The 23,535-nt window shown below is 72.8% G+C and carries 19 protein-coding genes; 5 read left to right on the top strand and 14 right to left on the bottom strand.

Annotation, left to right across the window (positions count from 1 at the left end; all coding sequences use genetic code 11):
• The first annotated feature begins 52 nt into the window (after positions 1-52).
• On the top strand, positions 53-520 hold the full coding sequence (locus D1J63_RS26645; RefSeq protein ID WP_125632321.1) for an RDD family protein: 468 nt from the start codon (positions 53-55) through the stop codon (positions 518-520).
• Positions 521-619: 99 nt separating this feature from the next.
• On the opposite strand, the gene D1J63_RS26650 is transcribed toward D1J63_RS26645, so the two are convergent.
• The 4 genes from D1J63_RS26650 to lipB all read right to left on the bottom strand — a co-directional run bounded on the left by D1J63_RS26650 (position 620) and on the right by lipB (position 3,844).
• Positions 620-1,324 carry a DUF4191 domain-containing protein gene (locus D1J63_RS26650; protein ID WP_061445156.1) on the bottom strand — a complete coding sequence of 235 codons (705 nt, stop codon included), beginning with the start codon at positions 1,322-1,324 and terminating at the stop codon, positions 620-622.
• An 81-nt stretch (positions 1,325-1,405) separates the two neighbouring features.
• Entirely contained in the window at positions 1,406-1,621 is a 216-nt protein-coding gene (locus tag D1J63_RS26655; RefSeq protein WP_102927477.1) for a hypothetical protein, read from the bottom strand.
• Between the two features lie 256 nt (positions 1,622-1,877).
• Positions 1,878-2,831 carry a lipoyl synthase gene (gene lipA, locus D1J63_RS26660; protein WP_102927476.1) on the bottom strand — a complete coding sequence of 318 codons (954 nt, stop codon included), beginning with the start codon at positions 2,829-2,831 and terminating at the stop codon, positions 1,878-1,880.
• Positions 2,832-3,043: 212 nt separating this feature from the next.
• Positions 3,044-3,844, bottom strand: coding sequence for a lipoyl(octanoyl) transferase LipB (gene lipB / locus D1J63_RS26665; protein WP_125632323.1), 801 nt, complete (start codon positions 3,842-3,844; stop codon positions 3,044-3,046).
• Positions 3,845-4,078: 234 nt separating this feature from the next.
• On the opposite strand from lipB, the gene D1J63_RS26670 reads away from it, so the two are divergent.
• Positions 4,079-5,542: a regulator gene (locus D1J63_RS26670; RefSeq protein ID WP_102927474.1), complete on the top strand. Its 1,464-nt coding sequence runs from the start codon at positions 4,079-4,081 to the stop codon at positions 5,540-5,542.
• Positions 5,543-5,853: 311 nt separating this feature from the next.
• Here the strand turns inward: D1J63_RS26670 and D1J63_RS26675 are convergent, their stop codons facing one another.
• Together D1J63_RS26675 and D1J63_RS26680 are read right to left on the bottom strand one after the other, a co-directional pair.
• Positions 5,854-7,251: an NAD(P)/FAD-dependent oxidoreductase gene (locus D1J63_RS26675; RefSeq protein ID WP_125632325.1), complete on the bottom strand. Its 1,398-nt coding sequence runs from the start codon at positions 7,249-7,251 to the stop codon at positions 5,854-5,856.
• Between the two features lie 281 nt (positions 7,252-7,532).
• Positions 7,533-8,465 (bottom strand): TIGR01777 family oxidoreductase, encoded by a 933-nt coding sequence (locus D1J63_RS26680; protein WP_125632327.1) that lies wholly within the window; start codon positions 8,463-8,465, stop codon positions 7,533-7,535.
• Positions 8,466-8,537: 72 nt separating this feature from the next.
• Here D1J63_RS26680 and D1J63_RS26685 point away from each other — a divergent pair, with 72 nt between their 5' ends.
• Positions 8,538-9,029: a GNAT family N-acetyltransferase gene (locus D1J63_RS26685; protein ID WP_206436791.1), complete on the top strand. Its 492-nt coding sequence runs from the start codon at positions 8,538-8,540 to the stop codon at positions 9,027-9,029.
• Here the strand turns inward: D1J63_RS26685 and D1J63_RS26690 are convergent.
• Positions 9,019-10,203, bottom strand: a complete 1,185-nt coding sequence (locus D1J63_RS26690; RefSeq protein ID WP_125632331.1) for a MarP family serine protease — start codon at positions 10,201-10,203, stop codon at positions 9,019-9,021. The genes D1J63_RS26685 and D1J63_RS26690 overlap by 11 nt on opposite strands.
• A gap of 147 nt (positions 10,204-10,350) precedes the next feature.
• Between D1J63_RS26690 and D1J63_RS26695 the strand changes: the two genes are divergently transcribed.
• Positions 10,351-11,238: a peptidoglycan recognition protein gene (locus D1J63_RS26695; RefSeq protein ID WP_125632333.1), complete on the top strand. Its 888-nt coding sequence runs from the start codon at positions 10,351-10,353 to the stop codon at positions 11,236-11,238.
• Between the two features lie 3 nt (positions 11,239-11,241).
• On the opposite strand, the gene D1J63_RS26700 is transcribed toward D1J63_RS26695, so the two are convergent.
• From D1J63_RS26700 to D1J63_RS26740, 7 genes are all read right to left on the bottom strand, one after another.
• Positions 11,242-11,763 carry a DUF4240 domain-containing protein gene (locus D1J63_RS26700; RefSeq protein WP_125635832.1) on the bottom strand — a complete coding sequence of 174 codons (522 nt, stop codon included), beginning with the start codon at positions 11,761-11,763 and terminating at the stop codon, positions 11,242-11,244.
• Between the two features lie 633 nt (positions 11,764-12,396).
• Positions 12,397-13,380 (bottom strand): WYL domain-containing protein, encoded by a 984-nt coding sequence (locus D1J63_RS26715; protein WP_125632335.1) that lies wholly within the window; start codon positions 13,378-13,380, stop codon positions 12,397-12,399.
• 71 nt (positions 13,381-13,451) lie between these two features.
• Positions 13,452-16,151 carry a pyruvate dehydrogenase (acetyl-transferring), homodimeric type gene (gene aceE, locus D1J63_RS26720; RefSeq protein WP_125632337.1) on the bottom strand — a complete coding sequence of 900 codons (2,700 nt, stop codon included), beginning with the start codon at positions 16,149-16,151 and terminating at the stop codon, positions 13,452-13,454.
• Positions 16,152-16,573: 422 nt separating this feature from the next.
• A complete protein-coding gene (locus D1J63_RS26725; protein WP_031030713.1) occupies positions 16,574-17,197 on the bottom strand; it encodes a GntR family transcriptional regulator in 624 nt (207 codons plus the stop codon).
• A gap of 211 nt (positions 17,198-17,408) precedes the next feature.
• Positions 17,409-19,181, bottom strand: coding sequence for a 2-oxoglutarate dehydrogenase, E2 component, dihydrolipoamide succinyltransferase (sucB, locus tag D1J63_RS26730; RefSeq protein ID WP_125632339.1), 1,773 nt, complete (start codon positions 19,179-19,181; stop codon positions 17,409-17,411).
• 63 nt (positions 19,182-19,244) lie between these two features.
• Complete coding sequence (gene lpdA, locus D1J63_RS26735; protein WP_164712986.1) at positions 19,245-20,633, bottom strand: dihydrolipoyl dehydrogenase; 1,389 nt, start codon at positions 20,631-20,633, stop codon at positions 19,245-19,247.
• A gap of 309 nt (positions 20,634-20,942) precedes the next feature.
• The gene (locus tag D1J63_RS26740) at positions 20,943-22,481 is read right to left on the bottom strand and encodes a leucyl aminopeptidase (RefSeq protein ID WP_125632341.1); all 1,539 of its coding nucleotides are present in this window, start codon (positions 22,479-22,481) and stop codon (positions 20,943-20,945) included.
• A 250-nt stretch (positions 22,482-22,731) separates the two neighbouring features.
• On the opposite strand from D1J63_RS26740, the gene D1J63_RS26745 reads away from it, so the two are divergent.
• Complete coding sequence (locus D1J63_RS26745) at positions 22,732-23,526, top strand: endo alpha-1,4 polygalactosaminidase (protein WP_102930190.1); 795 nt, start codon at positions 22,732-22,734, stop codon at positions 23,524-23,526.
• Positions 23,527-23,535 lie beyond the last annotated feature (9 nt).

Consider the following 23,535-nt stretch of genomic DNA (forward strand, 5'->3'; position numbering starts at 1 on the left):
CCCTCACACCCCACCGTCCCCGGTCCGTATACGGGCGCAGTACCGTGGTCGGGTGGACAACAGGCAAGCAATCGGCTCGTGGCTCTCCGGCCCCCGCGCGGCCGTCGAAGAGGCCGGCGCCGATCTCGGATACCGCGGCGAGCAGCTCGGTTTGCCCGAGGAGGGACCGGGCTCGATCGCCCGCCCGGGCAGGCGGCTCGGCGCGCTGGCCGTCGACTGGATCCTGTGCTCCCTGATCGCATACGGCCTGATCACGGGCAGCTACGGGCAGACGGCGAGCAACTGGACCCTGCTGATCTTCTTCGTCCTGAGCGTGCTGACCGTCGGCACGATCGGCTCCACCCCCGGCAAGCGCCTCTTCGGCCTGCGGGTCGTGGACGTCGCCACGGGCCGGCCCAGCCCGCTGCGCGCCCTGCTGCGCTCGGTCCTGCTCTGCCTCGCCCTCCCGGCGCTCATCTGGGACCGCGACGGCCGGGGCCTGCACGACCGGCTGGCGCGCACCGTGGAAATCCGGGTCTGACCCGCACGCACCAGGACGACGACGCCGGTAGGCGACGGGGGCGGCCCGAGTGGATCGGGCCGCCCCCGTCGCCGTACCGGCGTCTCGGAGTCCTGCGGGTCAGCGCTGCCTGGGGTTGCCGCCGCGGGGCATCCTCATGCCCTTCGGCATCGGGCCCTTGGGCAGCGGCATGTTGCTCATCAGGTCGCCCAGGGCACGCAGCCGGTCGTTGGTCACGGTGACCTGCGGGCCGCTCAGGACGCGGGGCAGCTTGAGCATGGTCGTGCGCAGCTTCTTCAGCTCGACCTGACCCTCGCCGGTGCCCACGATCAGGTCGTGCACCGGGACGTCGGCCACGATGCGGTTCATCTTCTTCTTCTCGGCCGCGAGCAGGGACTTCACCCGGTTCGGGTTGCCCTCGGCGACCAGCACGATGCCGGCCTTGCCGACCGCGCGGTGCACCACGTCCTGGTTGCGGTTCATCGCCACCGCGGGGGTCGTCGTCCAGCCCCGGCCGATGTTGTCCAGTACGGCCGCCGCCGCGCCCGGCTGTCCCTCCATCTGGCCGAAGGCCGCCCGCTCGGCCCGGCGCCCGAAGACGATCGCCGTCGCGAGGAAGGCGAGCAGCACGCCCAGGATGCCGAGATAGATGGGGTGACCGATCAAGAAACCGATCCCGAGGAGGACACCGAAGACGACGATGCCGACACCCGCGAGCACAAGACCGATCTTCTTGTCGGCCTTGCGGGTCATCTTGTAGGTCAGAGCGATCTGCTTCAGTCGCCCGGGGTTCGCAGCGTCCGCTGCGGGTTCCTTCCTCGCCATGGCACGAAGTCTACGTGCCCCCGAAAGCGCCGACGACGGCAGTGCCCGGCGGCGGGGAGACGGGAGGGCCGGGAGCCGGGCTCAGGGACGGCCGGCGACGGACTGCCGCAGCGCGCGCTCCGTCTCGATGCGGTCCTTGGCACGGCGGCGGTCCTCGAGGACGGAGTTCCACGCGTTGCGCCGGGCGGTGCGCTGGCCGCCGCTCATCAGCAGCGACTCGACGGCCCGCAGGGCGGTGCCGAACGACGGGATGGCGGTGGCGCGGACGGTGGTGGCGCGAACGGGCGCGGCCTGCATCGTGAAGGTCCCCCCTCGGTACGGCTCCGGGTGCGGAGACTGGTGTACGCGGTGGTGTACGTGATCGTGCACGTGCTGTGATTCCAGGGTCACTGATTGGTGTTACCAGGGCGTGACCCGCCGGTCAAACGCACATGAAGCCGCGTTGCCGGGCCGTGGAACGGGCGCGCGGCCCCGACCGGTGCCCTCATCAGCGAGGACGGTCGGGGCCGCGGCATCTCGGCCATTACTGGCGAGTAGTGACTTGTGCGGGAATTCACACGGTGGCGGACCGGCGCTGCTCCATGGCCATTCCGTAGAGCCGTCCCGCCCGGTACGAGGACCGGACCAGCGGGCCCGACATCACGCCGGAGAAACCGATCTGCTCGGCCTCCTCCTTGAGCTCCACGAACTCCTGCGGCTTGACCCAGCGCTCCACGGGGTGGTGGCGCACGGACGGGCGCAGGTACTGCGTGATGGTGATCAGCTCGCAGCCGGCCTCGTGCAGTTCCTTCAGCGCCTCGCTGATCTCCTCACGGGTCTCGCCCATGCCGAGGATCAGGTTCGACTTGGTGACCAGGCCGTAGTCGCGGGCGTCCGTGATGACCTTCAGGGAGCGCTCGTAGCGGAAGCCGGGGCGGATGCGCTTGAAGATCCGCGGGACCGTCTCGACGTTGTGCGCGAAGACCTCGGGGCGGGAGTCGAAGACCTCCCGGAGCAGCTCCGGGACCGCGTTGAAGTCGGGGGCCAGCAGCTCGACCTTGGTGCGGCCGTCGGCGCGCTCCGCAGTCTGCTGGTGGATCTGGCGCACCGTCTCCGCGTACAGCCAGGCGCCGCCGTCGGGGAGGTCGTCGCGGGCGACGCCGGTGATGGTGGCGTAGTTCAGGTCCATCGTGACCACGGACTCGCCGACGCGGCGCGGCTCGTCGCGGTCCAGCGCCTCGGGCTTGCCCGTGTCGATCTGGCAGAAGTCACAGCGCCGGGTGCACTGGTCGCCGCCGATGAGGAAGGTCGCCTCGCGGTCCTCCCAGCATTCGTAGATGTTGGGACAGCCGGCTTCCTGGCAGACCGTGTGCAGGCCCTCGCTCTTCACGAGGTTCTGCATCTTGGTGTACTCGGGGCCCATTTTCGCCCGGGTCTTGATCCACTCGGGCTTGCGCTCGATGGGGGTCTGGCTGTTGCGGACCTCCAGGCGCAGCATCTTGCGTCCGTCGGGTGCGACTGCGGACACGACCGGCTCCCTAGCGTTTGATTCTTCGGCGTTCTTCAGGGTACGCCCGTTGATTTGTTGGTCGGCGTTGGTGCTGGCCTCTGGGGGCTGCCGCCCCCAGGCCCCCGCTTCGGCCCTGACGGGCCTCGTCCTCAAACGCCGGACGGGCTGGATTTATGCCCCCGGCGCCTGGATTTGTGCCGCCGGGCCGGAGCTGTGCCGCCGGGGCGGATTCATGCCGCCGGGGTCTTCTCGATCTCTCTCGGCTTCAGGTCCGCGTTCTCCAGGATGTCCCGCAGGTGGCGCTCCACCACCGGGAGGACCTCCTCGATGGTGACGTCGCGGCCGAGTTCGTTGGCCAGGGAGGCGACGCCCGCGTCGCGGATGCCGCAGGGGATGATCTTGTCGAACCACTTGTTGTCGGGGTTCACGTTGAACGAGAAGCCGTGCATCGTGACGCCCTTGGCGACCCGGATGCCGATCGCGGCGATCTTGCGGTCCTCACGGCGCTGGCCCGCGTTGGACGGGGCGTACTCGGGGCCGTTGAGCCGGGGGTCGAACTCCTCGTCCGTCAGGCGCGGGTCGAAGTCCAGGGACAGGCCGCCGAGCTTCGGGCGCCGCTCGACCGGGTCGCCGAGGACCCAGACGCCACTGCGCCCCTCGACCCTGGTGGTCTCCAGGCCGAACTCCGCGCAGGTGCGGATCAGGGCCTCCTCCAGGCGCCGGACGTGGGCCACCACGTCGACGGGGCGCGGCAGCTTCTGGATCGGGTAGCCCACCAGCTGGCCCGGGCCGTGCCAGGTGATCTTGCCGCCGCGGTCCACGTCGATGACCGGGGTGCCGTCGAGGGGCCGCTCGCTGTCCTCGGTGCGCCGGCCGGCGGTGTAGACCGGCGGGTGTTCGAGGAGCAGCACGGTGTCGGGGACCTCGTCGGCGAACCGCGCGGCGTGCACCCGGCGCTGTTCGTCCCACGCCTCCTGGTAGTCGACGCGTTCGGCACCGAAGCCCATCCGGACGAAGCGCAGCTCACTCACGGCACGTGCCTCCCTGCAAGGTCGTAAGGCACGAAGCGTGCCCACGCCACTGTACGACCGTCCGTGCGTCGTCAGCCGGGCGGGCAATCCTCACACGATCGGATGAATGCCGGGTGAATTGTGCGATCGGGCGCTTACTCTCCGCTACATTCACGCCTTCACGAGGCCATAAGGGCTGCTCACAGGCGCTCCGGGCACTTCGAACGCCCGGAAGGCAGGAGACCGCACCGCACCATGACGGAACGACCCGCGCAGCGCACCGCCAACCGCCAGCTCGCCGCGCTCATCGCCGAAGCGGGGTTCTCGAACGCGGGTCTCGCGCGACGCGTCGACCAGCTCGGACTCGAACACGGCCTGGACCTGAGATATGACAAGACGTCCGTCACCCGGTGGCTGCGCGGCCAGCAGCCCCGCGGCACCACCCCGGCCCTGATCGCCGAGGTCTTCACCCGGCGCCTGGGCCGCCGCCTGACCGCCCAGGACCTCGGCCTGGACGCCTGCGCGCCCGTCTACGCGGGCCTGGAGTTCGCCGGGAGCCCGGAAGAGGCGGTCGACATCGTCGGCGGGCTGTGGCGCAAGGACTCCGGCAGCCATGCCGAGCTGCGGAAGATCGCCTTCACCCCGGCCGGGCTCGTCGTGCCCAGCCGGGACTGGCTGATCGGCCGCGCCGACGAGAAGGTGGCCCGCACCGAGGTGCCCGTCCGCATCCCCGCGCAGGGCCGCCCCGCGACCCCGAGGCTCGCCGTCCCGCTCGACCCGTCCAGGCGCCGGACCCCGGCCGAACGCGGCCCGGGGCAGAAGGTCAGCGGCGGCGACCTCGCCGCCCTGCGCTCGGTCGGCGAGCTGTTCCGCAGCCTCGACGACCGGTACGGCGGCGGACACGCCCGCCAGGCCCTCGTGCGGTACCTGGAGCACGAGCTGGAGCCGATGCTGCGCGGCACCTACGGCGAGCAGACCGGCCGGCGCCTCTTCGCCGCCGCCGCCGACCTGACCCGGCTCGCCGGCTGGACGTCGTACGACATCGCCGCCCACGGACTCGCCCAGCGCTACTTCGTGCAGGCCCTGCGGCTGTCGCAGGCGGCGGCGGACCGGGCGTACGGCTCGTACGTGCTGGTCACGATGAGCCGGCAGGCCGTCTACCTGGGGCACGGGCGGGAGGCCGTCCAGCTCACGCGGGTCGCGCAGCAGGGGGTCGGGACCTCGGCGCCGCCGGTCGTGCAGACGCTGCTGCACGCCGCGGAGGCGCGGGCGCACGCCGTCCTCGGGGAGGTGCGGGCCTGCACCGCGGCCCTGGTGCGCGCCGAGCGGGCGCTGGAGGCCGCCCGGCCGGGCGACGAGGTGCCCCACTGGGCGCGCTTCTTCGACGAGGCGCAGCTCGCCGACGAGTTCGGGCACTGCCACCGCGACCTGCAGCAGTTCCGCGCCGCCGCCCAGCACGCGGAGCGCTCGCTGCAACTGCGCGCCCCCGTCTACGCCCGCAGCCGGTTGTTCAGCCGGGTCGTCCTCGCCACCGCCCGGCTCGGCCTCGGCGAACTCGACCAGGCCTGCCAGCTGGCCGCGGAGGCGGCGGGGCAGGCGGCCGAGATGCGCTCGGTGCGCGCCACGGAGTACGTCCGCGACTTCGAACGCCGACTGGAGCCGTACCGGGACGCGGCCCCGGTCCGGGGATACCGGGACAAGGTGGCGGCCCTCGGGTAGGCATGCGCCGCCGGCCGCGCCGACGGTGACGGTCCGGGGCAGCCCCGGCCCACCCACCGGGACCACGCCGCCGCCCCGGACGCGGTGCCCGTCCGGGGGCGGTTCCGGGTACTGGGGGCCGTCCCCGGCCGGGACGGGCTCGGGCGGGGTGGTGCGCGGTCGCGTGAGGTGTCGCTCGCTCCGGCGTCCCCGCCGTGAGTGTCGGCGCGGTGCCCTCGCGGGCCCGGATCGCTCGGGCGGTCCCGGGGAGTCGGGTCCGCCCGGGCGGGTGGTGCCGGGCCGCTCGGACGGTGCCGGGCTGCTCGGGCGTGCTAAGCCGCCTGGGCCGGGCCCAGGGATTCCGCCGAGTGCATCGGGCGGTTCAGGCCGAGGTCCGACAGGATCGCCGCCGAGGCGCGGTGGCCCGAGTGGAGCGCGCCCTGGACGGTGCTGGTGTCCCGGTGGTCGCCGCACACGTACAGCCCGGCCAGCAGCCGTACCGGCCTGCGCGGGTCGTGCGGCGGGCGCATCGCGGGCACCGCCTCGGGCGTGTGGTGCACGGCGAGGGTCTCCCAGCGGGTGGTCGGGGTGCCGTAGAGGCGGGCGAGATGGATGCGTACGGCGGTGTCGAGGTCGGGCGGCGGAGGGCCGAGGACCGTCGACGAGACCAGGGTGCGGCCGGCGGGCGCGCGGGACGGGTCCACTCGGCTGATCTGCGCCGTGTGGGCGACCGGGCCGCCGCGGTCGGCGTCGAGCAGCAGGGACGCGCCGGTCGTCGGCGGTTCGTCGGTGGTGTGGTGGACCACCGTCACCGGGTGGAAGTCCGGTACCCGCAGGCCCGGCAGCAGCTCGGCCGCCGCACGGGCGTCGGTCGCCACCAGGACGGCCCGGCAGCGGATGACGCCGTGCTCCGCGGTGGTCACGGCGTTGGTCGCCACCGAGGTGACGCGCACCCCGGTGTGCACGGTGCCCGGCGGCAGCGACTGCGCCATGTGCTCCGGCAGGGCCTCCGCGCCGCCCTCCGGCAGCGCCAGCCGCCCGCCGGCGAAGGCGCGCAGCGCGAGGTCCGCGCACCGGCTGGAGGTCGTGAGGTCCGGGTCGTACAGCAGGGCGGCGAGCAGCGGACGCAGGAATCCGTCGATGGTGCGGGCCGGCAGCCCGCGGGCGGCCAGCGCCCGGGCGGCGGGCAGCTCCGGGCGGGCCAGCAGCCGCTCGGCCGGGGTGTGCGCCAGCCGGGCCAGCGCGGCACCGAGCCGGGCCTGGTCGACCGCGGTGCCGAGTGGGGCGCCCGCGCGGGTGCGGGGCGCGGTGGCGGGCCTGCCGGGCGCGGCCCCCGGCGCGTGGATCGTGCGCCGGGGCGCGGACATCGAGCGAGGGGCGCTCGCCAGGGCGCGCACCGCATGGAGTGCGCTCCGTACGCCCGCCGGGGTGCCCGCGCGGTGGTGCCGGCCCTCGCTGTGCAGCAGGACACCTGGGGCGAAGGGCAGCAGCGCGAGGCCGTCGAGCCCGGGGGTGCGGCGCAGTTCGGGATACGCCGTGGACAGCAGCTGTCCGATTCTGTCGAGCCGGAAACCGTCGACCTTCTCGGTGGCCATCCGGCCGCCCACCGCATGGGCGGCCTCCAGGACCGTAGTCGTCACTCCTGCGCTGGTCAGCCGTTCCGCCGCGGCGAGTCCGGCGATCCCGGCCCCCACGACGACGACGTCCGCCTGGTACGCGGGCTCAAGCACGTGCCCCTCCTCGAGGTTGCGCGGCCGCTGGGAACGTCATGCCCTCAACAGCCTTGCGGAATCACCGAGTTCGAGACGAGGTTAGGGTCAGGAACGGTCAGGGGGAGTCGCACGGAGGCGGTACACGGTCGCACACCGGTCGCATGCGGGGGCGATACGGCCGCTGTTCGGTCGTCACTCGGTCGCCAGGCGGTTGTCAATCGGTTGTCAAACGGTCAGCGGCCGGTCGCTGTTCGGCCTCGTCCAGTCGGCCGGAGGGGCGGTGAGCGACGCTTCCACCCCTACAGCGCCGCCCGGATCGCCCCGTCGATCTCCGGGAACGCGAAGCGGAAGCCCGAGTCCAGAAGGCGGGTGGGAAGGACCCTGGCGCTGCCGAGCACGTCGCCCGCCATCTCGCCGAGCACCGTCCGCAGGACCGGCGCGGGCACCGCGAACGGCGCCGGGCGGTGCAGCACCCGCCCCATGGCCACCGTCACCTCACGGTTCGTCACCGGCTGCGGGGCGGTCAGATTGAACGGGCCCGACAGGTCGTCCCGGTCCATCAGGTGCCGGATCGCCGCCACCTCGTCGTGCAGCGCCACGAAGGACCAGTACTGCGACCCGTCGCCCAGCCGCCCGCCGAGCCCCGCCCGGAAGAGCGGGAAGAGCCGCCCCCAGGCCCCGCCCCCGCGCGCGACGACCAGCCCGGTGCGCGGGAACACCGTCCGCACGCCCGCCTCCCGGGCCGGGGCCGCCGCGGCCTCCCACTCCACGCACAGACCCGGCAGGAAGCCCTCACCGGCGGGCGCGCTCTCGTCCACGGGCCGGTCGCCGGTCTCCCCGTAGAAGCCGATCGCGCTGCCGTTGACGAAGACGCGCGGCGGTCGCTCCAGCGAGGCGACGGCCTCCGCGAGCGCCGTCGTGCCGTGCACCCGGCTGCTGCGGATGCGCGTCTTGTACGCGTCGCTCCAGCGGCGGTCGCCCACCCCCGCCCCGGCCAGATTGACCACGGCGTCGCAGCCCTCGAGCCCGGACGCGTCCACCCGCCCGTTCTCGGGGTCCCAGCGGACCTCGTCCGGCCCTCCGGGCGCGTGCCGCACCAGGCGCACCACCTTGTGCCCGTCCGCGGTCAGGGACCGCACCAGCGCGCCGCCGATGAGACCGGACGCACCGGCCACCGCGATGCGGGAACGTCCCGTGCCCAAGCCTCCGTCGTTCACGCGTCCGTCGTTCATGGTCCCATCCTGCCGGGCGGCCCGGAGAAAACCGCGGAACGGTCCTCCCCACCGCGTCGTACAGTGACCGTCATGCCAGCCCCGCACATACGCAACGCCAGGTCCGAGGACGAGCAGCCGCTGCGCCGGATCGACCTGGAGACCTGGTCCCACCTGCACGCCGTCTCGCCCCCGCCGGGGCCGGACGACCCCTTCTTCCGCGACACCTGCGGGCCCGAGGCCCACCTGGTCGCCGAACTCGACGGCGCCGTCGTCGGCTACGTCCGGCTCGGCTTCCCCACCCCGCTGGCCTCCAACACCCACGTCCGCCAGATCCGCGGCCTCGCCGTCGCCGGCGCGGCCCGCGGCCACGGCGTGGGGCGGGCCCTGGTCCGGGCCGCCGTCGAGGAGGCCCGGCAGGAGGGCTTCCGCCGGATCACCCTGCGGGTCCTCGGCCACAACACGGCCGCCCGGAAGCTCTACGAGTCGGAGGGCTTCGTCGTCGAGGGCGTACAGCCCGAGGAGTTCCACCTCGACGGTCAGTACGTCGACGACGTCCTGATGGGACAGATGCTCACGATGTGACCGGCTCGCCCGTGTCCACCGCCCGGGTGGCGTCCGCCGCGTCGCGTGCCTCCGGGGCCACCTCCGCCGCCGTCAGCACATAGCCGGTCTCGGCGTCGGAGGTGGAACGGGCGAACACCACGCCGTACACCCGGCCGTCGGTGGTCAGCAGGGGTCCGCCCGAGTTCCCCGGGCGGACCGTGGAACGGATCGAGTAGATCTCCCGGGTGACGCTCTCGTCGTTGTAGATGTTCTGGCCGGTGGCGCGGATCCGGTTCGCCACCGTCGCCGCCCGCAGGTCCAGGGCGCCGTCCTGCGGATAGCCCGCGACCACCGCCGCGTCGCCCCGCGCGGCGTCCTCGTCGAACCGCAGCACCGGCGCCCGCAGGTCGGGGACGTACAGCACGGCCACGTCCTTGTCCGGGTCGAACAGCACCACCCGCGCCTCGTACGCCGGGCCCACCCCGCCGACCCGCACGGTCGGGTCGTCGATGCCGGCCACCACGTGTGCGTTGGTCATCACGTGCTCCGGCGCGTACACGAAGCCGCTGCCCTCCCGGCCCTGGGTGCCGGCCACGCCCTCCACCTTCACCGTGCTGAGCTTGGCCGCCCGGGTGGCCGCGGGCGTGACGCTGTCGCCGGACGGCTCGGCGACCTCGGCGGCCGCATCGTTCTCGAACGGGTTGAAGACCTGCGGGAACCCGGCCTCCGACAGCGCTGACGTCGCCCGTGAGAACCAGGCCGGGGTGGTGTCCGGCATCACCCGCTGGACCCCGCCCAGCACACTCGAATCCCGGATCGCCGAGGTGAGCAGCGAGGACGAGGAGGCCGCCAGCACGCTCGCCGCGACCCACGCCACGATCAGCGCCGCCGCCGCGTTCGCCACCGCCCCGCCGACCCCGTCGGCCACCCGGAGCGGACCGGCGTCCAGCTCGCGGCGCAGCCGCAGCGCGAGCCGCCCCGCCAGTTCGTGACCCACCATCGCCGGCAGCAGCACCGTGACCACCGCGACCACCGTCGCCGCCGTCGAGCCACGCGCCACCAGGTCCGTCACCCACGGCAGGACCCACACGCCGAGCACCGCACCGCCCACGAAGCCGGCCAGCGACACACAGCCGGCCACCAGCCCGCGCCGGTACCCGGACGCCGCGTAGGCCAGCACCACCAGCAGCAGCACAATGTCGAGTAGGTCCACGCGAACCGCCTTTCTGCCGGACCCCGGGACCCTCAGTACGTGCCGTACCGGGCCGATGATCAGCCTGAGGCGCACGGGTGTCCGAAAACGGCTACCCCGTGCGAGCGAACGTGTGCGGTCAACCGTGAAACGCCGTGCACCGGGACGATGGTTCCACCGGGTGGCACACCACACATCGCGGACAGAGCGGATCCGCCGGACAGTAGGACCATGCGAGTCTTCCGAGGACCGCGCCGGGCCCGGGAGCGCCGTACCTCCGGCATACCCGGCGCCGCCCGCACGCCGGTCGCGGCCCGGGCGCTGCTCGGCGCCCTGCCCGGCCTCGCCGCCGTCGCCGCGCTCTTCCTGTGCGCGAACGGTGTGGAACGGGCGGCCGACGAGCAGACCGCCCGCGCCGCCCCGGCCGCCGCCGCCGACCGGTACGCCGCGCCCCGGCCCGACATCGTGCCCCGGTCGGTCTGGCTGGGCGACGCCGCCCGCGCCCAGCCGGCCCCGCGCTACGACGACAAGGTCGTCGCCGTCTTCGTCCACCACACGGACACGCCGAACGGCTACGACTGCGCCGACGTGCCGGCCATCCTGCGCGGGGTGTACCAGGGACAGACCGGCGCCCGGGACTGGGACGACATCGGCTACAACTTCGTCGTGGACCGCTGCGGCACCATCTACGAGGGCCGGGCCGGCGGGATCGACCGGCCCGTCACCGGCGCCCACACCCAGGGCTTCAACCACCGCACCACCGGGATCGCCGCCCTCGGCACCTACACCGCGGGCGTGCCCGTGCCCGACGCGCTGACCGACGCGATCGCCGCCGTGGCCGCCTGGAAACTGGGCGAGAGCGGCACCGACCCGCGGGGGAGGGTCGCCCTCGTCTCCAGCAACGGCCTCAGCCGGTTCGCCGCGGGCGCCACCGCCACGCTGCCCGCCGTCGCGGGCCACGACGACGGCTACGCGACCAGCTGCCCGGGCGCGGCCCTCACCGCGCGCCTCGGCGACATCAGGGACACGGCGGCCCGCCTCCAGGGGCGCGCCTGACTCTCAGTCCGGCCCGAACTTCGCCCACAGGCGGGGCAGGCGCTCGGCGAGGGCGCGGTCGTTCTCCAGGTCGATCGGCGCACCCAGCGGCTCGGCGGGCGCGGGCGCGATGCCGAGGTCGGGAGCGACGGCGCCGGTGAGCTGCTCGTACGCCTCGTCGGCCGCGTATCCCAGCTCCTCGCCGTCGCCGTCCAGCTCGTCGTCGAAGTCGTCGAGCAGCTCGGCGAGCGAGTCGGGATCGTGCACGGCACCCTCGTACACCTCGCGGCCCTGGCCGATCAGCCAACAGCGGAAGAAGTCGAACGCGTCGTCGCTGGCCCCGCCCAGGAGCACCCACGCGGCGGCCCACAGGTCCCAGGCGCAGGCGCGGTTGTAGCGGGCCTCGAAGTGACGGGCGAAGTCGAGCACCAGGTCCGGGTCCATGCCGAGCAGCCGCTCCACGAGCAGGTCGGCCTGGTCCTCGGGATCACCGTCAGCGCGCTGCCGCGTGTCGTCGATCAGCTCCCAGAACTCCGTCTCGTCCATCACGGGTCCAGCATCTGCCCTGCACGCGGGTGACGCACGCGGAGTGCGGCGGATCGTTATCCACGGGTGCCTCCGGCGGTGGCGCGGGGTGCCTGCGGCGCCGGTGCGGGTTCGGTGGGGGTGCGGGGTGCCTGCGGCGCCGGTGCGGGTTCGGTGGGGGTGCGGGGTGCCTGCGGCGCCGGTGCGGGTGGGGTGGGGGTGCGCGTAGCGCGGTGGGTTGTCTGTGGGTCGGGGTCGTGCCGGGGGGTGTCCGTCCTCGGAACGGCGCGGAATCGGTCGGCCACAGAAGCGAGCTCTGTTGACGCGCCAACCGCTGCGGGCGGACACCCCCCGCCCCGCCCCCTCCTCGCCGTACGCGGCTTTCCGTCGCCCCACGTCACTGCCCCATACGCGCCGTACGCGGCTCCCGCCGTCGTCGCTGCGAGCAGCCGCCCCGCCGCCGCAGCTGCGGGCAGTCGTGCCGCTGGGGCGGCACGGGTGGGCGCAGCGGCACCCCGCAACGCCGGGCCGCGCTCCCCGCCTGTGCCCACACCCGCGCCGGGTGACCGGGCAACCCCGGGCCGATGGGCCCACCCCGCACCCGCGCCGGGTGCCACGCCGACGCCGGGCCGGTGGGCCCACTCACCCGTCGGCTCACCTCCCGTACAACCCCGCCAACCGCCCCGCATCCCGAGCGAAGCGTTCCCGCAGGGGCGTCGGTGCCAGCACCTCCACCTCCGGCCCGAGCACGCGGAGCTGCTCGTGGGCGACCTCCTCCGACTCCACCGGCAGCGTCACCGTCACCCAGCCGTCCGCGTCCGGCGCCCCCGCGGCCTCCAGCGCCTCCCGGGCGGACAGCGCGTCGACGGCGTACGGCAGCCTGCGTACGCCGTCGGCAGACAGCCGCGCCACGACCTCCGCCCGCAGGATCGACCGCGCGAACTGCCCGGCCCGCTCCGCCCAGAACGCGGGCAGATCGAAGTGCTCGTCCCGCTCGAAACGCTCCCCGCCCGCCTCCACCGCCGTGAAGCGGTCGATGCGGTACACGCGGAATGCACCGTCACCCGTCGCCCGCGCGACCCTCGCGCACAGGTACCAGACCCCGGCCTTCAGCACGAGGCCGTACGGCTCCAGCTCCCGGACGACCTCCTCCTCCCCGCGCCGGTAACGCGCCGCGACCCGCCGGTCGTCCCAGACCGCCTCCGCCACCGCGGGCAGCAGCTCGGGCGTCTCCGGCTCGCGGAACCAGTTCGGCGCGTCCAGGTGGAACCGCTGCGCCGCCGTACGGGAGGCGTCCCGCAGGGAGGGGAGCAGGGCCGCCGACACCTTCAGGCGGGCCGCCGAGGCCGCGTCCTCCAGGCCCATCTCGCGCAGCGCCCCGGGGACCCCGGACAGGAACAGTGCCTCCGCCTCGCCCCGGGCGAGCCCGGTCAGCCGGGTGCGGTAGCCGCCGATCAGGCGGTAGCCGCCGGCCCGGCCCCGCTCCGCGTACACCGGCACGCCCGCCTCCGACAGGGCCTGCGCGTCCCGCGTGACGGTTCGCTCCGAGACCTCCAGCTCCCGGGCCAGCTCCGCGGCGGTCATGGCCGGGCGGGACTGGAGGAGCAGCACCATCTTGATCAGGCGGGCAGCACGCATCCCCACATGATGCCGGAGGACGCGGAAGGCCCCCGCCGTGGTGGCGGGGGCCTTCTCTCACTGCCCGAGACTCACAGGCCGTAGCGCTCGCGCGCCTCCTTCACGGCCGTCGCCTTGACCTCGCCGCGCTTGGCGAGCTGGGCCAGGGCCGCGACCACGATGGACTCGGCGTCCACCCCGAAGTGGCGGCGGGCGGCGTCACGGGTGTCCGACAGGCCGAAGCCGTCGGCACCCAGCGACGAGTAGTCCTGCTCGACCCACTGCGCGATCTGGTCCGGGACCTGGCGCATGTAGTCGGAGACCGCGAGGACCGGGCCCTCGGCGCCCTGCAGCGCCCGGCGGACGTACGGCACCCGCTCCTCGCCGCGCAGCAGTGCCGCGTCGGCGTCCATGGCGTCCCGGCGCAGCTCCGTCCAGGAGGTCGCGGACCACACGTCGGCGGCCACGCCCCACTCCTCGGCGAGCAGCCGCTGCGCCTTGAGCGTCCAGTGGATCGCCGTGCCGGAGCCCAGCAACTGGATGCGCGGGGCGTTGGCGGCGGGCGTGAGACCTGCTGTCTCCGCCGTGTTGAAGCGGTACAGGCCCTTGACGATGCCCTCGTCCACGCCGGACGGCTTGGCCGGCTGCGGCATCGGCTCGTTGTAGACCGTCAGGTAGTAGAAGACGTTCGGGTCCTCGCCCGGGGCCGCCTCGCCGTACATGCGGCGCAGACCGTCCTTGACGATCGTCGCGATCTCGTACGCGAACGCCGGGTCGTAGGAGAGGGCGGCGGGGTTGGTCGCCGCGATGGCGGGGGAGTGGCCGTCCGCGTGCTGGAGGCCCTCACCGGTGAGGGTGGTGCGGCCCGCGGTGGCACCGACCAGGAAGCCGCGGCCGAGCTGGTCGCCGAGCTGCCACATCTGGTCGGCGGTGCGCTGCCAGCCGAACATCGAGTAGAAGATGTAGAACGGGATCATCGCCTCGCCGTGCGTCGCGTACGCGGTGGACGCGGCGATGAAGTCGGCCATCGAACCGGCCTCGGTGATCCCCTCGTTGAGGATCTGGCCGTTCTTGGCCTCCTTGTAGTACATCAGCTGGTCGCGGTCGACCGGCTCGTACGTCTGGCCCTTGGGGGAGTAGATGCCCAGGGACGGGAAGAGGCTCTCCATGCCGAAGGTGCGTGCCTCGTCGGGGACGATCGGCACCCAGCGCTTGCCGGTCTCCTTGTCGCGGACCAGGTCCTTGACCAGGCGGACGAAGGCCATGGTGGTGGCCACGCTCTGCGAGCCGGAGCCCTTGTCGAAGGCCGCGAAGGCCTTGTCCGCGGGGGCGGGCAGCGGGGCGAGGGGGTGCACGCGACGGGCGGGGGCCGGACCGCCGAGGGCCGCGCGGCGCTCCTGGAGGTAGCGGACCTCCGGGGAGTCGGCGCCCGGGTGGCCGTAGGGGACCACGCCGTCGACGAAGGCGCTGTCCGCGATCGGCAGGCCGAGCAGGTCGCGCATGTTCTTGAACTCGTCCACCGAGAGCTTCTTCATCTGGTGGTTGGCGTTCTTCGACGCGAAGCCGGTGCCGAGGGTGTGGCCCTTGACCGTCTGGGCCAGGATCACGGTCGGCGCGCCCTTGTGGGCGAGCGCGGCCTTGTACGCGGCGTACACCTTGCGGGACTCGTGACCGCCGCGCGAGAAGTGGAAGCAGTCGAGGATCTTGTCGTCGGACAGGAGCTTCGCCATCTCGGCGAGCTGCGGGTCCTTGTTGAAGAAGTCCTCGCGGATGTAGGCGGCGTCGCGGGTCTGGTACGTCTGGACCTGCGCGTCCGGTACCTCGCGCAGGCGGCGTACCAGCGCGCCGGTGGTGTCGAGCTGGAACAGCTCGTCCCAGGCGGTGCCCCACAGCGACTTGATGACGTTCCAGCCGGCGCCGCGGAACTGGGCCTCCAGCTCCTGCACGATCTTGAAGTTGGCGCGGACCGGACCGTCGAGGCGCTGCAGGTTGCAGTTGATGACGAAGGTCAGGTTGTCCAGGCCCTCACGGGAGGCGAGGGTGAGCGCGGTGGTGGACTCCGGCTCGTCCATCTCGCCGTCACCGAGGAACGCCCACACGTGGGAGTTGGTCAGGTCCTTGATGCCGCGGCTGGTCAGGTAGCGGTTGAACCGCGCCTGGTAGATCGCGGAGATCGGGCCGAGGCCCATCGAGACGGTGGGGAACTCCCACAGCCAGGGCAGTCGGCGCGGGTGCGGGTAGGACGGCAGACCGTTGCCGCCGGCCTCGCGGCGGAAGTTGTCCAGCTGCTCCTCGTTCAGACGGCCGTCGAGGAAGGCGCGGGCGTAGATGCCGGGGGAGGCGTGGCCCTGGATGTAGAGCTGGTCGCCGGAGCCGTCACCCTCCTTGCCCTTGAAGAAGTGGTTGAAGCCGGTCTCGTAGAGCCAGGCCGCGGAGGCGAAGGTGGCGATGTGGCCGCCGACGCCGTGCTTGCTGCCGCGGGTCACCATCGCCGCCGCGTTCCAGCGGTTCCAGGCGGTGATCCGCTGCTCCATCGCCTCGTCGCCGTCCACGGCGGGCTCGGCGGAGGTGGGGATGGTGTTGACGTAGTCCGTCTCGAGGAGCTTCGGCAGCGCGAGGCCGGCGCCCTCGGCGCGCTCCAGCGTGCGGCGCATCAGGTACGCGGCACGGTGCGGCCCGGCCGCCTTGGTGACGGCGTCCAGGGAGGCCTGCCACTCGGCGGTCTCCTCGGGGTCGCGGTCCGGGAGCTGGTCGAGCTCGCTCGGCTGGATGGCTTTCGGGTCGGTCGTCATGTCGCCGCCTTCCTCAGTCGAAGGGGGTTCCCTCATCGGCAAGGGTTCGGGGGTGCCCTAGGTCTTTGGCAGGACAGGGCTGGGCTCCGGTGGGAGTCCAACGTGACTGTAACTCCCTGATCGATGATCGATCAAAGGGTTGAGGGGCAAAACCTCTTGATCACGAGAAAGTCGGCACGGGGTGCCTCCGGCGGTGGCACGGGGTGACCTTGAAGTTGGGGGTTTGTGCAGGTGAGCGCGGTGCGGCTCGGGTGGTTCCGCTGTGTGGCGCCTGCGGGTGCGTCGTGGTTGATCGCGCAGTTCCCCGCGCCCCTGGGAACGGCTGCGCCGTTCTTCAGGGGCGCGGGGAACTGCGCAAAAGGGGGTCTGGGGGCGGAGCCCCCAGGGACGGGACGGGACGGGGCGGCGGGGGCGAAGAAGAACTAGGGGCGCGGGGCGCAGCCCAGGACGTGGGACTTGACGATCTCCGGGATGCGCGGGTCCCGGCGGCGGAAGGCGGCGACCAGCTCCTCGTGCTCCTCCGCGTACGACTGCTGCACCGTCCCCAGCCACCGTATCGACAGCGCCGTGAACACCTCGATCCCCAGCCCCTCCCACGTGTGCAGCAGCACCGAGTTGCCCGCCGCCCGCACCAGCTCCCGGTGGAAACCCACCGTGTGCCGCACCTGGCCGGTGCCGTCGGAGACCCGGTCGGCCTCGTACAGCGCGGCGACGTGCGGTTCCAGGGCCGAGCAGTCCACGGCGAGCCGGTCCGCCGCCAGCTCGGCCGCGATCGCCTCCAGGCCGGCCCGGACCGGGTAGCTCTCCTCCAGGTCGGCGGCGGTCAGGTTGCGCACCCGTACGCCCTTGTTCGGCGCCGACTCGATCAGCCGCAGCGACTCCAGCTCCCGCAGCGCCTCCCGGACCGGCGTCTGGCTGACCTCCAGCTCGGTCGCGATCCGCCGCTCCACGATCCGCTCGCCCGGCTGCCAGCGCCCGCTGATGATCCCTTCCAGGATGTGCTCGCGGATCTGTTCGCGCAGCGAGTGGACGACGGGCGCGGTCATGGGAGCTCCTTCGGGAGGGTCCCCTTTCGGACCCCTGGGGCGGCTGACGTTTAGACAATACGGCCGTCACGGCGGGCGGGAAGGGCGCATGGGGGCGCTTTTACGCAGGTGAGACGAGACTTACACAGCGTGCCCCGGCCGGAACACGGCGGTGCCCCCGCCCGGAAGGATCCGGGCGGGGGCACCGTACAGGCCCACTTGCGAGGGGGAATTACAGGCCGAGCTCGACCTCGAACTCGCCCGCCTCCAGGATCGCCTTGACCGCCGTCAGGTAGCGGGCGGCGTCGGCGCCGTCCACCAGACGGTGGTCGTAGGACAGGGTCAGGTACGTCATGTCGCGGACGCCGATGACCGGGCCGTCCTCCGTCTCGATGACGGCCGGGCGCTTGACCGTGGCACCGATGCCGAGGATGGCGACCTGGCCCGGCGGCACGATGATCGTGTCGAACAGCGCGCCGCGCGAACCGGTGTTGCTGATGGTGAAGGTCGCACCCGCCAGCTCGTCCGGGCTGATCTTGCTGGCCCGCACCTTGCCCGCCAGGTCGGCGGTCGCCTTGGCGATGCCGGCCAGGTTGAGGTCACCGGCGTTCTTGATGACCGGGGTCATCAGGCCCTTCTCGGAGTCCACCGCGATACCGATGTTCTCGGTGTCGAAGTAGGTGATGGTCCCCTCGGCCTCGTTGATCTTGGCGTTGATCGGCGCGTGCGCCTTCAGCGCCTGGGCCGCCGCCTTGACGAAGAACGGCATCGGCGAGAGCTTGACGCCCTCACGCGCCGCGAACGCGTCCTTGGCACGGGCGCGCAGCTTCATCAGACGGGTGACGTCGACCTCGACGACCGACGACAGCTGGGCCTGCTCGTGCAGCGCCTTGACCATGTTGTCGCCGATGACCTTGCGGATGCGCGGCATCTTGACTGTCTGGCCACGCAGCGGGGAGGCCTCCAGGACGGGGGCCTTCTTCGCGGCGGGCGCGGCCGGGGCGGCGGCAGCCGGAGCCGGGGCGGCCTTCGCGGCCTCGGCGGCGGCGACGACGTCCTGCTTGCGGATACGGCCGCCGACGCCGGTGCCCTTGACGGTGGACAGGTCGACGCCGTTCTCGGCGGCGAGCTTGCGCACCAGCGGGGTGACGTAGGCGCCGTCGTCCACCGGCTGGGCGGCGGCCGGGGCAGCCGGGGCGGCGGCCGGGGCCGGCGCGGGCGCCGGGGCGGCGGGAGCCGGCGGCGCCTGCGGAGCCGGGGCGGCCGGAGCCGGAGCGGCCTGCGCGGGGGCCGGGGCCGGAGCCGCCGGAGCCGGGGTGGGCTCGGGCTGGGCCGGGGCGGCCGGAGCCTCCTGGGCCGGGGCCGGGGCCGCGGCCGGGGCGGCACCCGCCGCACCGATGACGGCGAGCTTGGCGCCGACCTCCGCGGTCTCGTCCTCGCCGACCACGATCTCCAGCAGGGTGCCGGAGGCGGGCGCCGGGATCTCGGTGTCGACCTTGTCGGTCGAGACCTCGAGCAGCGGCTCGTCGGCCTCGACGCTGTCACCGACCGACTTCAGCCAGCGGGTGACGGTGCCCTCGGTGACGGACTCGCCGAGCGCGGGCAGGACGACGTCCGTGCCCTCGGCGGAGCCACCGGCGGCGGCGTCGGCGGTGGGAGCGGGCGCCGGGGCGGCCTGCTCGGTGGACGGGGCGGCCGGGGCGGGCTCGGGAGCCGGCTCGGCGACCGGCTCGGCCTGCGGGGCCTCGGCGGCGGCGGGGGCGCCGCTGCCGTCGTCGATCAGCGCCAGCTCGGCGCCGACCTCGACGGTCTCGTCCTCGGCGACCTTGATGGAGGACAGCACGCCGGAGGCGGGCGCCGGGATCTCGGTGTCGACCTTGTCGGTCGAGACCTCGAGCAACGGCTCGTCGGCCTCGACACGCTCACCCTCGGCCTTCAGCCAACGGGTGACGGTGCCCTCGGTGACGCTCTCGCCGAGCGCCGGCAGGGTTACGGAAACCGCCATGGTTTCGGTTGCTCCTTACGAAAGTGCGGAAGTCTGTGTCGTCGCGCCCGAAGACCTGAGCGGTCAGTCGTGCATGTGGAGCGGCTTGCCGGCCAGCGCCAGGTGGGCCTCGCCGAGCGCCTCGTTCTGCGTCGGGTGGGCGTGGATGAGCTGGGCCACCTCGGCCGGCAGCGCCTCCCAGTTGTAGATCAGCTGCGCCTCGCCGACCTGCTCGCCCATACGGTCGCCGACCATGTGGACGCCGACCACGGCACCGTCCTTGACCTGGACGAGCTTGATCTCGCCCGCGGTCTTCAGGATGCGGCTCTTGCCGTTGCCGCCCAGCGGGAACTTGATCGAGACGACCTTGTCCGCGCCGTACACCTCCTTGGCCTTGGCCTCGGTGAGGCCGACGGAGGCGACCTCCGGGTGGCAGTACGTCACCCGCGGCACGCCGTCGTAGTCGACCGGGACGGTCTTCAGGCCGGCGAGCCGCTCCGCCACCAGGATGCCCTCGGCGAAGCCGACGTGCGCGAGCTGGAGGGTGGGAACGAGGTCACCGACGGCGGAGATGGTCGGGACGTTGGTCCGCATGTACTCGTCCACGAGGACGAAGCCGCGGTCCATCGCGACGCCGTTCTCCTCGTAGCCCAGGCCCTGCGAGACCGGGCCGCGGCCGATGGCGACGAGCAGGACCTCGGCCTCGAACTCCTTGCCGTCGGCGAGGGTGACCTTGACGCCGTCCTGGGTGTACTCCGCCTTCTGGAAGAAGGTGCCCAGGTTGAACTTGATGCCCCGCTTACGGAAGGCACGCTCCAGGAGCTTGGAGCTGTTCTCGTCCTCGACCGGGACCAGGTGCTTGAGGCCCTCGATGACCGTGACCTCGGAACCGAAGGACTTCCACGCGGAGGCGAACTCCACGCCGATGACGCCACCGCCCAGGACGATCGCGGACTTCGGCACGCGGTCCAGCGTGAGGGCGTGGTCCGAGGAGATGATCCGGTTGCCGTCGATCTCCAGACCCGGCAGCGTCCTCGGCACGGAGCCGGTCGCGAGCAGGACGTGGCGGCCCTCGACGCGCCGACCGTCGACGTCGACGGAGGTGGGGGAGGAGAGGCGGCCCTCACCCTCGATGTAGGTGATCTTGCGGGAGGCGACCAGACCCTGCAGGCCCTTGTACAGGCCGGCGATCACCTCGTCCTTGTACTTGTGCACGCCCGCCATGTCGACGCCCTCGAAGGACGTCTTGACGCCGAACTGCTCGCTCTCGCGGGACTGGTCGGCGACCTCGCCCGCGTGGAGCAGGGCCTTGGTGGGAATACAACCGTTGTGCAGGCAGGTGCCGCCAAGCTTGTTCTTCTCGATCAGGGCGACGTCCAGGCCCAGCTGCGCCCCGCGCAGGGCCGCGGCGTAACCACCGCTGCCACCGCCGAGGATCACTAGGTCGAAAACGGTGCTGGCGTCGTTCGCCACGTCACGTCCTCCATGCATGTGCGCCACGCCGGTCTCCAGTGACCGGTCGGCGGCTGGTGTCCGGCCGCTCTTTGTTCTCGGCCCTTGGGTGGGCCCTGTCCTGCCGGGCTCCATCTTCGCACTTGTGAGAGACGAACGAGACGTGGGGCCGGGGTGTGAGACACCCCACGTTCACATGAGCGGACTCCCCTGCGGTTCTTCTCGGCCGACGCCGGGACAGCCCACCAAGGGGCGCGGGGAACTGCGCGACGAGCCACGACGGACCCGCTGCCGCGCAATCACCCGCACCCCCGAGTTCTCAGGCGTACGTCAGCCGAGATCGCCGAGGGCAACCCGCTCGGCGACCCGCACCAGCGTGCGTACCGCCGTCCCCGTGCCGCCCTTCGGCGTGTACCCGAACGGCCCGCCTTCGTTGAAGGCCGGACCCGCGATGTCCAGGTGCGCCCACGTGATGCCCTCGCCGACGAACTCCCGCAGGAACAGACCGGCCACCAGACCGCCGCCCATCCGCTCACCCATGTTCGCGATGTCCGCGGTCGGCGAGTCCATGCCCTTGCGCAGGTGCTCCGGCAGCGGCATCGGCCACGCCGGCTCGCCCGACTCCTCCGCCGCCTCGTGCACCGCGGAGCGGAACGCGTCGTCGTTCGCCATGATCCCGTACGTCCGGCTGCCCAGCGCCAGCATCATCGCGCCGGTCAGCGTCGCCACGTCGATGATCGCGTCCGGCTTCTCCAGCGAGGCCGCCCACAGCGCGTCGGCGAGCACGAGCCGGCCCTCGGCGTCGGTGTTGAGCACCTCCACCGTCTTGCCGCTGTACATGCGCAGCACGTCACCCGGGCGCGTCGCGGAGCCCGACGGCATGTTCTCGGCCAGCGCCAGCCAGCCGGTCACGTTGACCTCAAGGCCGAGCCGCGCGGCGGCGACGACCGCGGCGAACACGGCGGCGGCGCCCGCCATGTCGCACTTCATCGTCTCGTTGTGCCCGGCCGGCTTCAGCGAGATGCCGCCCGAGTCGTAGGTGATGCCCTTGCCGACGAAGGCGAGGGACTTCTTCGCCTTGGGCGAGGTGTACGACAGCTTCACCAGCCGCGGACCCGACGCCGAACCGGCGCCGACGCCCAGGATGCCGCCGTAGCCGCCCTTGGTCAGCGCCTTCTCGTCGAGCACCTGCACCTTGATGCCGTGCTCCTTGGCCGCGGCCTGCGCCACCGCCGCGAACGCCTCCGGGTTCAGGTCGTTCGGCGGAGTGTTGACCAGGTCGCGGGCGCGGTTCAGCTCCTCGGCGACCGCCGCGGCGCGCTCGATGGCGGCCTTGTACGCCTTGTCGCGGGGCTTGCCGCCCAGCAGCGCGGCCTCCGCCAGCGGGGCCTTGCCGTTGCCGTTGCCCTTGGCGGGCTTGGTCTCCTTCGCGGACTCCTTGTACGCGTCGAAGGAGTACGCGCCGAGCAGCACGCCCTCGGCGACGACACCGGCGTCGGCGGCGTCCGTGAGCGGCAGGGCGAAGGCTGCCTTCTTGGCGCCGGCCAGCGCACGGGCGGCCGCGCCGGCGGCCCTGCGCAGCGCCTCCGCGTCGAAGCCGGCGTCCTTCTCGGGCTCGGCACCGAGGCCCACCGCCACGACGACGGGTGCCTTGAAGCCGGACGGCGCGGGCAGCTTCGTCACCTCGCCCTCGGCGCCCGAGGCGCCGAGGGTCTCCAGGACGCCGGCGAGCCGGCCGTCGTAGGCCTTGTCCACGGCTTCGGCGCCCGGTGCGACGGACGGGCCGTTCGCGCCCTTGGCGACACCGATCACGATCGCGTCGGCCCGGAGGCCGGGCGCCGCGGCGGTGGAGAGAGTGAGAGCAGTCACGGTGGTGAAATCTCGCTTCCGTATGAAGTCTGGTGTGGCCGAATGCGGGTGGGTCGACCGGGCCCGACATCCGACCCTAGATCCCTCCTGCGATGCGGTCCTCGCCTGGGCAGGCGAACACTCGGCACGAGCCTACGCTCGCCCCCGGCCGCACCCCCTCCCGCGGGGCCGCGGTTTCCGCGCCGAGCCGTGGATGGGAGATCATTCCGGGAGTACGCCGCCACCCCAACCGCACTCTGGAGCAACCCCCGTGAGACGCCCGGTCCTGTCGACAGCCCTCCTCCTGCTGCTGCTCGCGGGCTGCACGTCGGCCCCCGGCGACGACGGTGCCGGCGGCGGGGACGCCGCCCACTGGCGGCCGACGCCGGGCACCGCCTGGCAGTGGCAGCTCAGCGGCAAACTGGACACGTCCGTGGACGTACCGGTCTACGACATCGACGGCTTCGACCACGACGGGGCCACGGTCGCGGGTCTGCACGAGGACGGACGCAAGGTCATCTGCTACGTCTCCACCGGCGCCTGGGAGGACTTCCGGCCCGACGCCGACGCGTTCCCGGCTCAGGTGCTGGGCAAGGGCAACGGCTGGGAGGGCGAGCGGTGGCTGGACATCCGCGCGACGGACGTCCTGGAGCCGCTGATGGCCGAGCGTCTCGACATGTGCCGCGACAAGGGCTTCGACGCCGTGGAGCCGGACAACATGGACGGCTACAAGAACGACACCGGCTTCCCGCTCACCGGCGACGACCAGCTCCGCTACAACCGGCTGATCGCCGAGCTCGCCCACGATCGCGGGATGGCCGTCGGCCTGAAGAACGACCTGGACCAGATCCCGGAACTCGTCGACGACTTCGACTTCGCCGTCAACGAGCAGTGCGCCCAGTACGGCGAGTGCGCCGACAACCGGCCGTTCGTCGACGCGGGCAAGGCGGTCTTCCACGTCGAGTACGAGCTGCCGACGGAACGCTTCTGCGCCGACTCCCGTGAGCTACGGCTCAGTTCGATGCTGAAGAAGTACGAACTGGACGCTTGGCGCGAGGCCTGCTGACGCGCTGCC

It is taken from the genome of Streptomyces sp. KPB2, assembly GCF_003950055.1.
Lineage (GTDB): Bacteria > Actinomycetota > Actinomycetes > Streptomycetales > Streptomycetaceae > Streptomyces > Streptomyces salinarius.

Coding starts and splice junctions, on each gene's coding strand:
- D1J63_RS26650 (WP_061445156.1), bottom strand. CDS start 1,324: ATGGCGAGGAAGGAACCCGCAGCGGACGCTGCGAACCCCGGGCGACTG.
- D1J63_RS26655 (WP_102927477.1), bottom strand. CDS start 1,621: ATGCAGGCCGCGCCCGTTCGCGCCACCACCGTCCGCGCCACCGCCATC.
- D1J63_RS26670 (WP_102927474.1), top strand. CDS start 4,079: ATGACGGAACGACCCGCGCAGCGCACCGCCAACCGCCAGCTCGCCGCG.
- D1J63_RS26680 (WP_125632327.1), bottom strand. CDS start 8,465: ATGAACGACGGACGCGTGAACGACGGAGGCTTGGGCACGGGACGTTCC.
- D1J63_RS26685 (WP_206436791.1), top strand. CDS start 8,538: ATGCCAGCCCCGCACATACGCAACGCCAGGTCCGAGGACGAGCAGCCG.
- D1J63_RS26695 (WP_125632333.1), top strand. CDS start 10,351: ATGGTTCCACCGGGTGGCACACCACACATCGCGGACAGAGCGGATCCG.
- D1J63_RS26700 (WP_125635832.1), bottom strand. CDS start 11,763: ATGGACGAGACGGAGTTCTGGGAGCTGATCGACGACACGCGGCAGCGC.
- D1J63_RS26715 (WP_125632335.1), bottom strand. CDS start 13,380: ATGCGTGCTGCCCGCCTGATCAAGATGGTGCTGCTCCTCCAGTCCCGC.
- aceE (WP_125632337.1), bottom strand. CDS start 16,151: ATGACGACCGACCCGAAAGCCATCCAGCCGAGCGAGCTCGACCAGCTC.
- D1J63_RS26725 (WP_031030713.1), bottom strand. CDS start 17,197: ATGACCGCGCCCGTCGTCCACTCGCTGCGCGAACAGATCCGCGAGCAC.
- sucB (WP_125632339.1), bottom strand. CDS start 19,181: ATGGCGGTTTCCGTAACCCTGCCGGCGCTCGGCGAGAGCGTCACCGAG.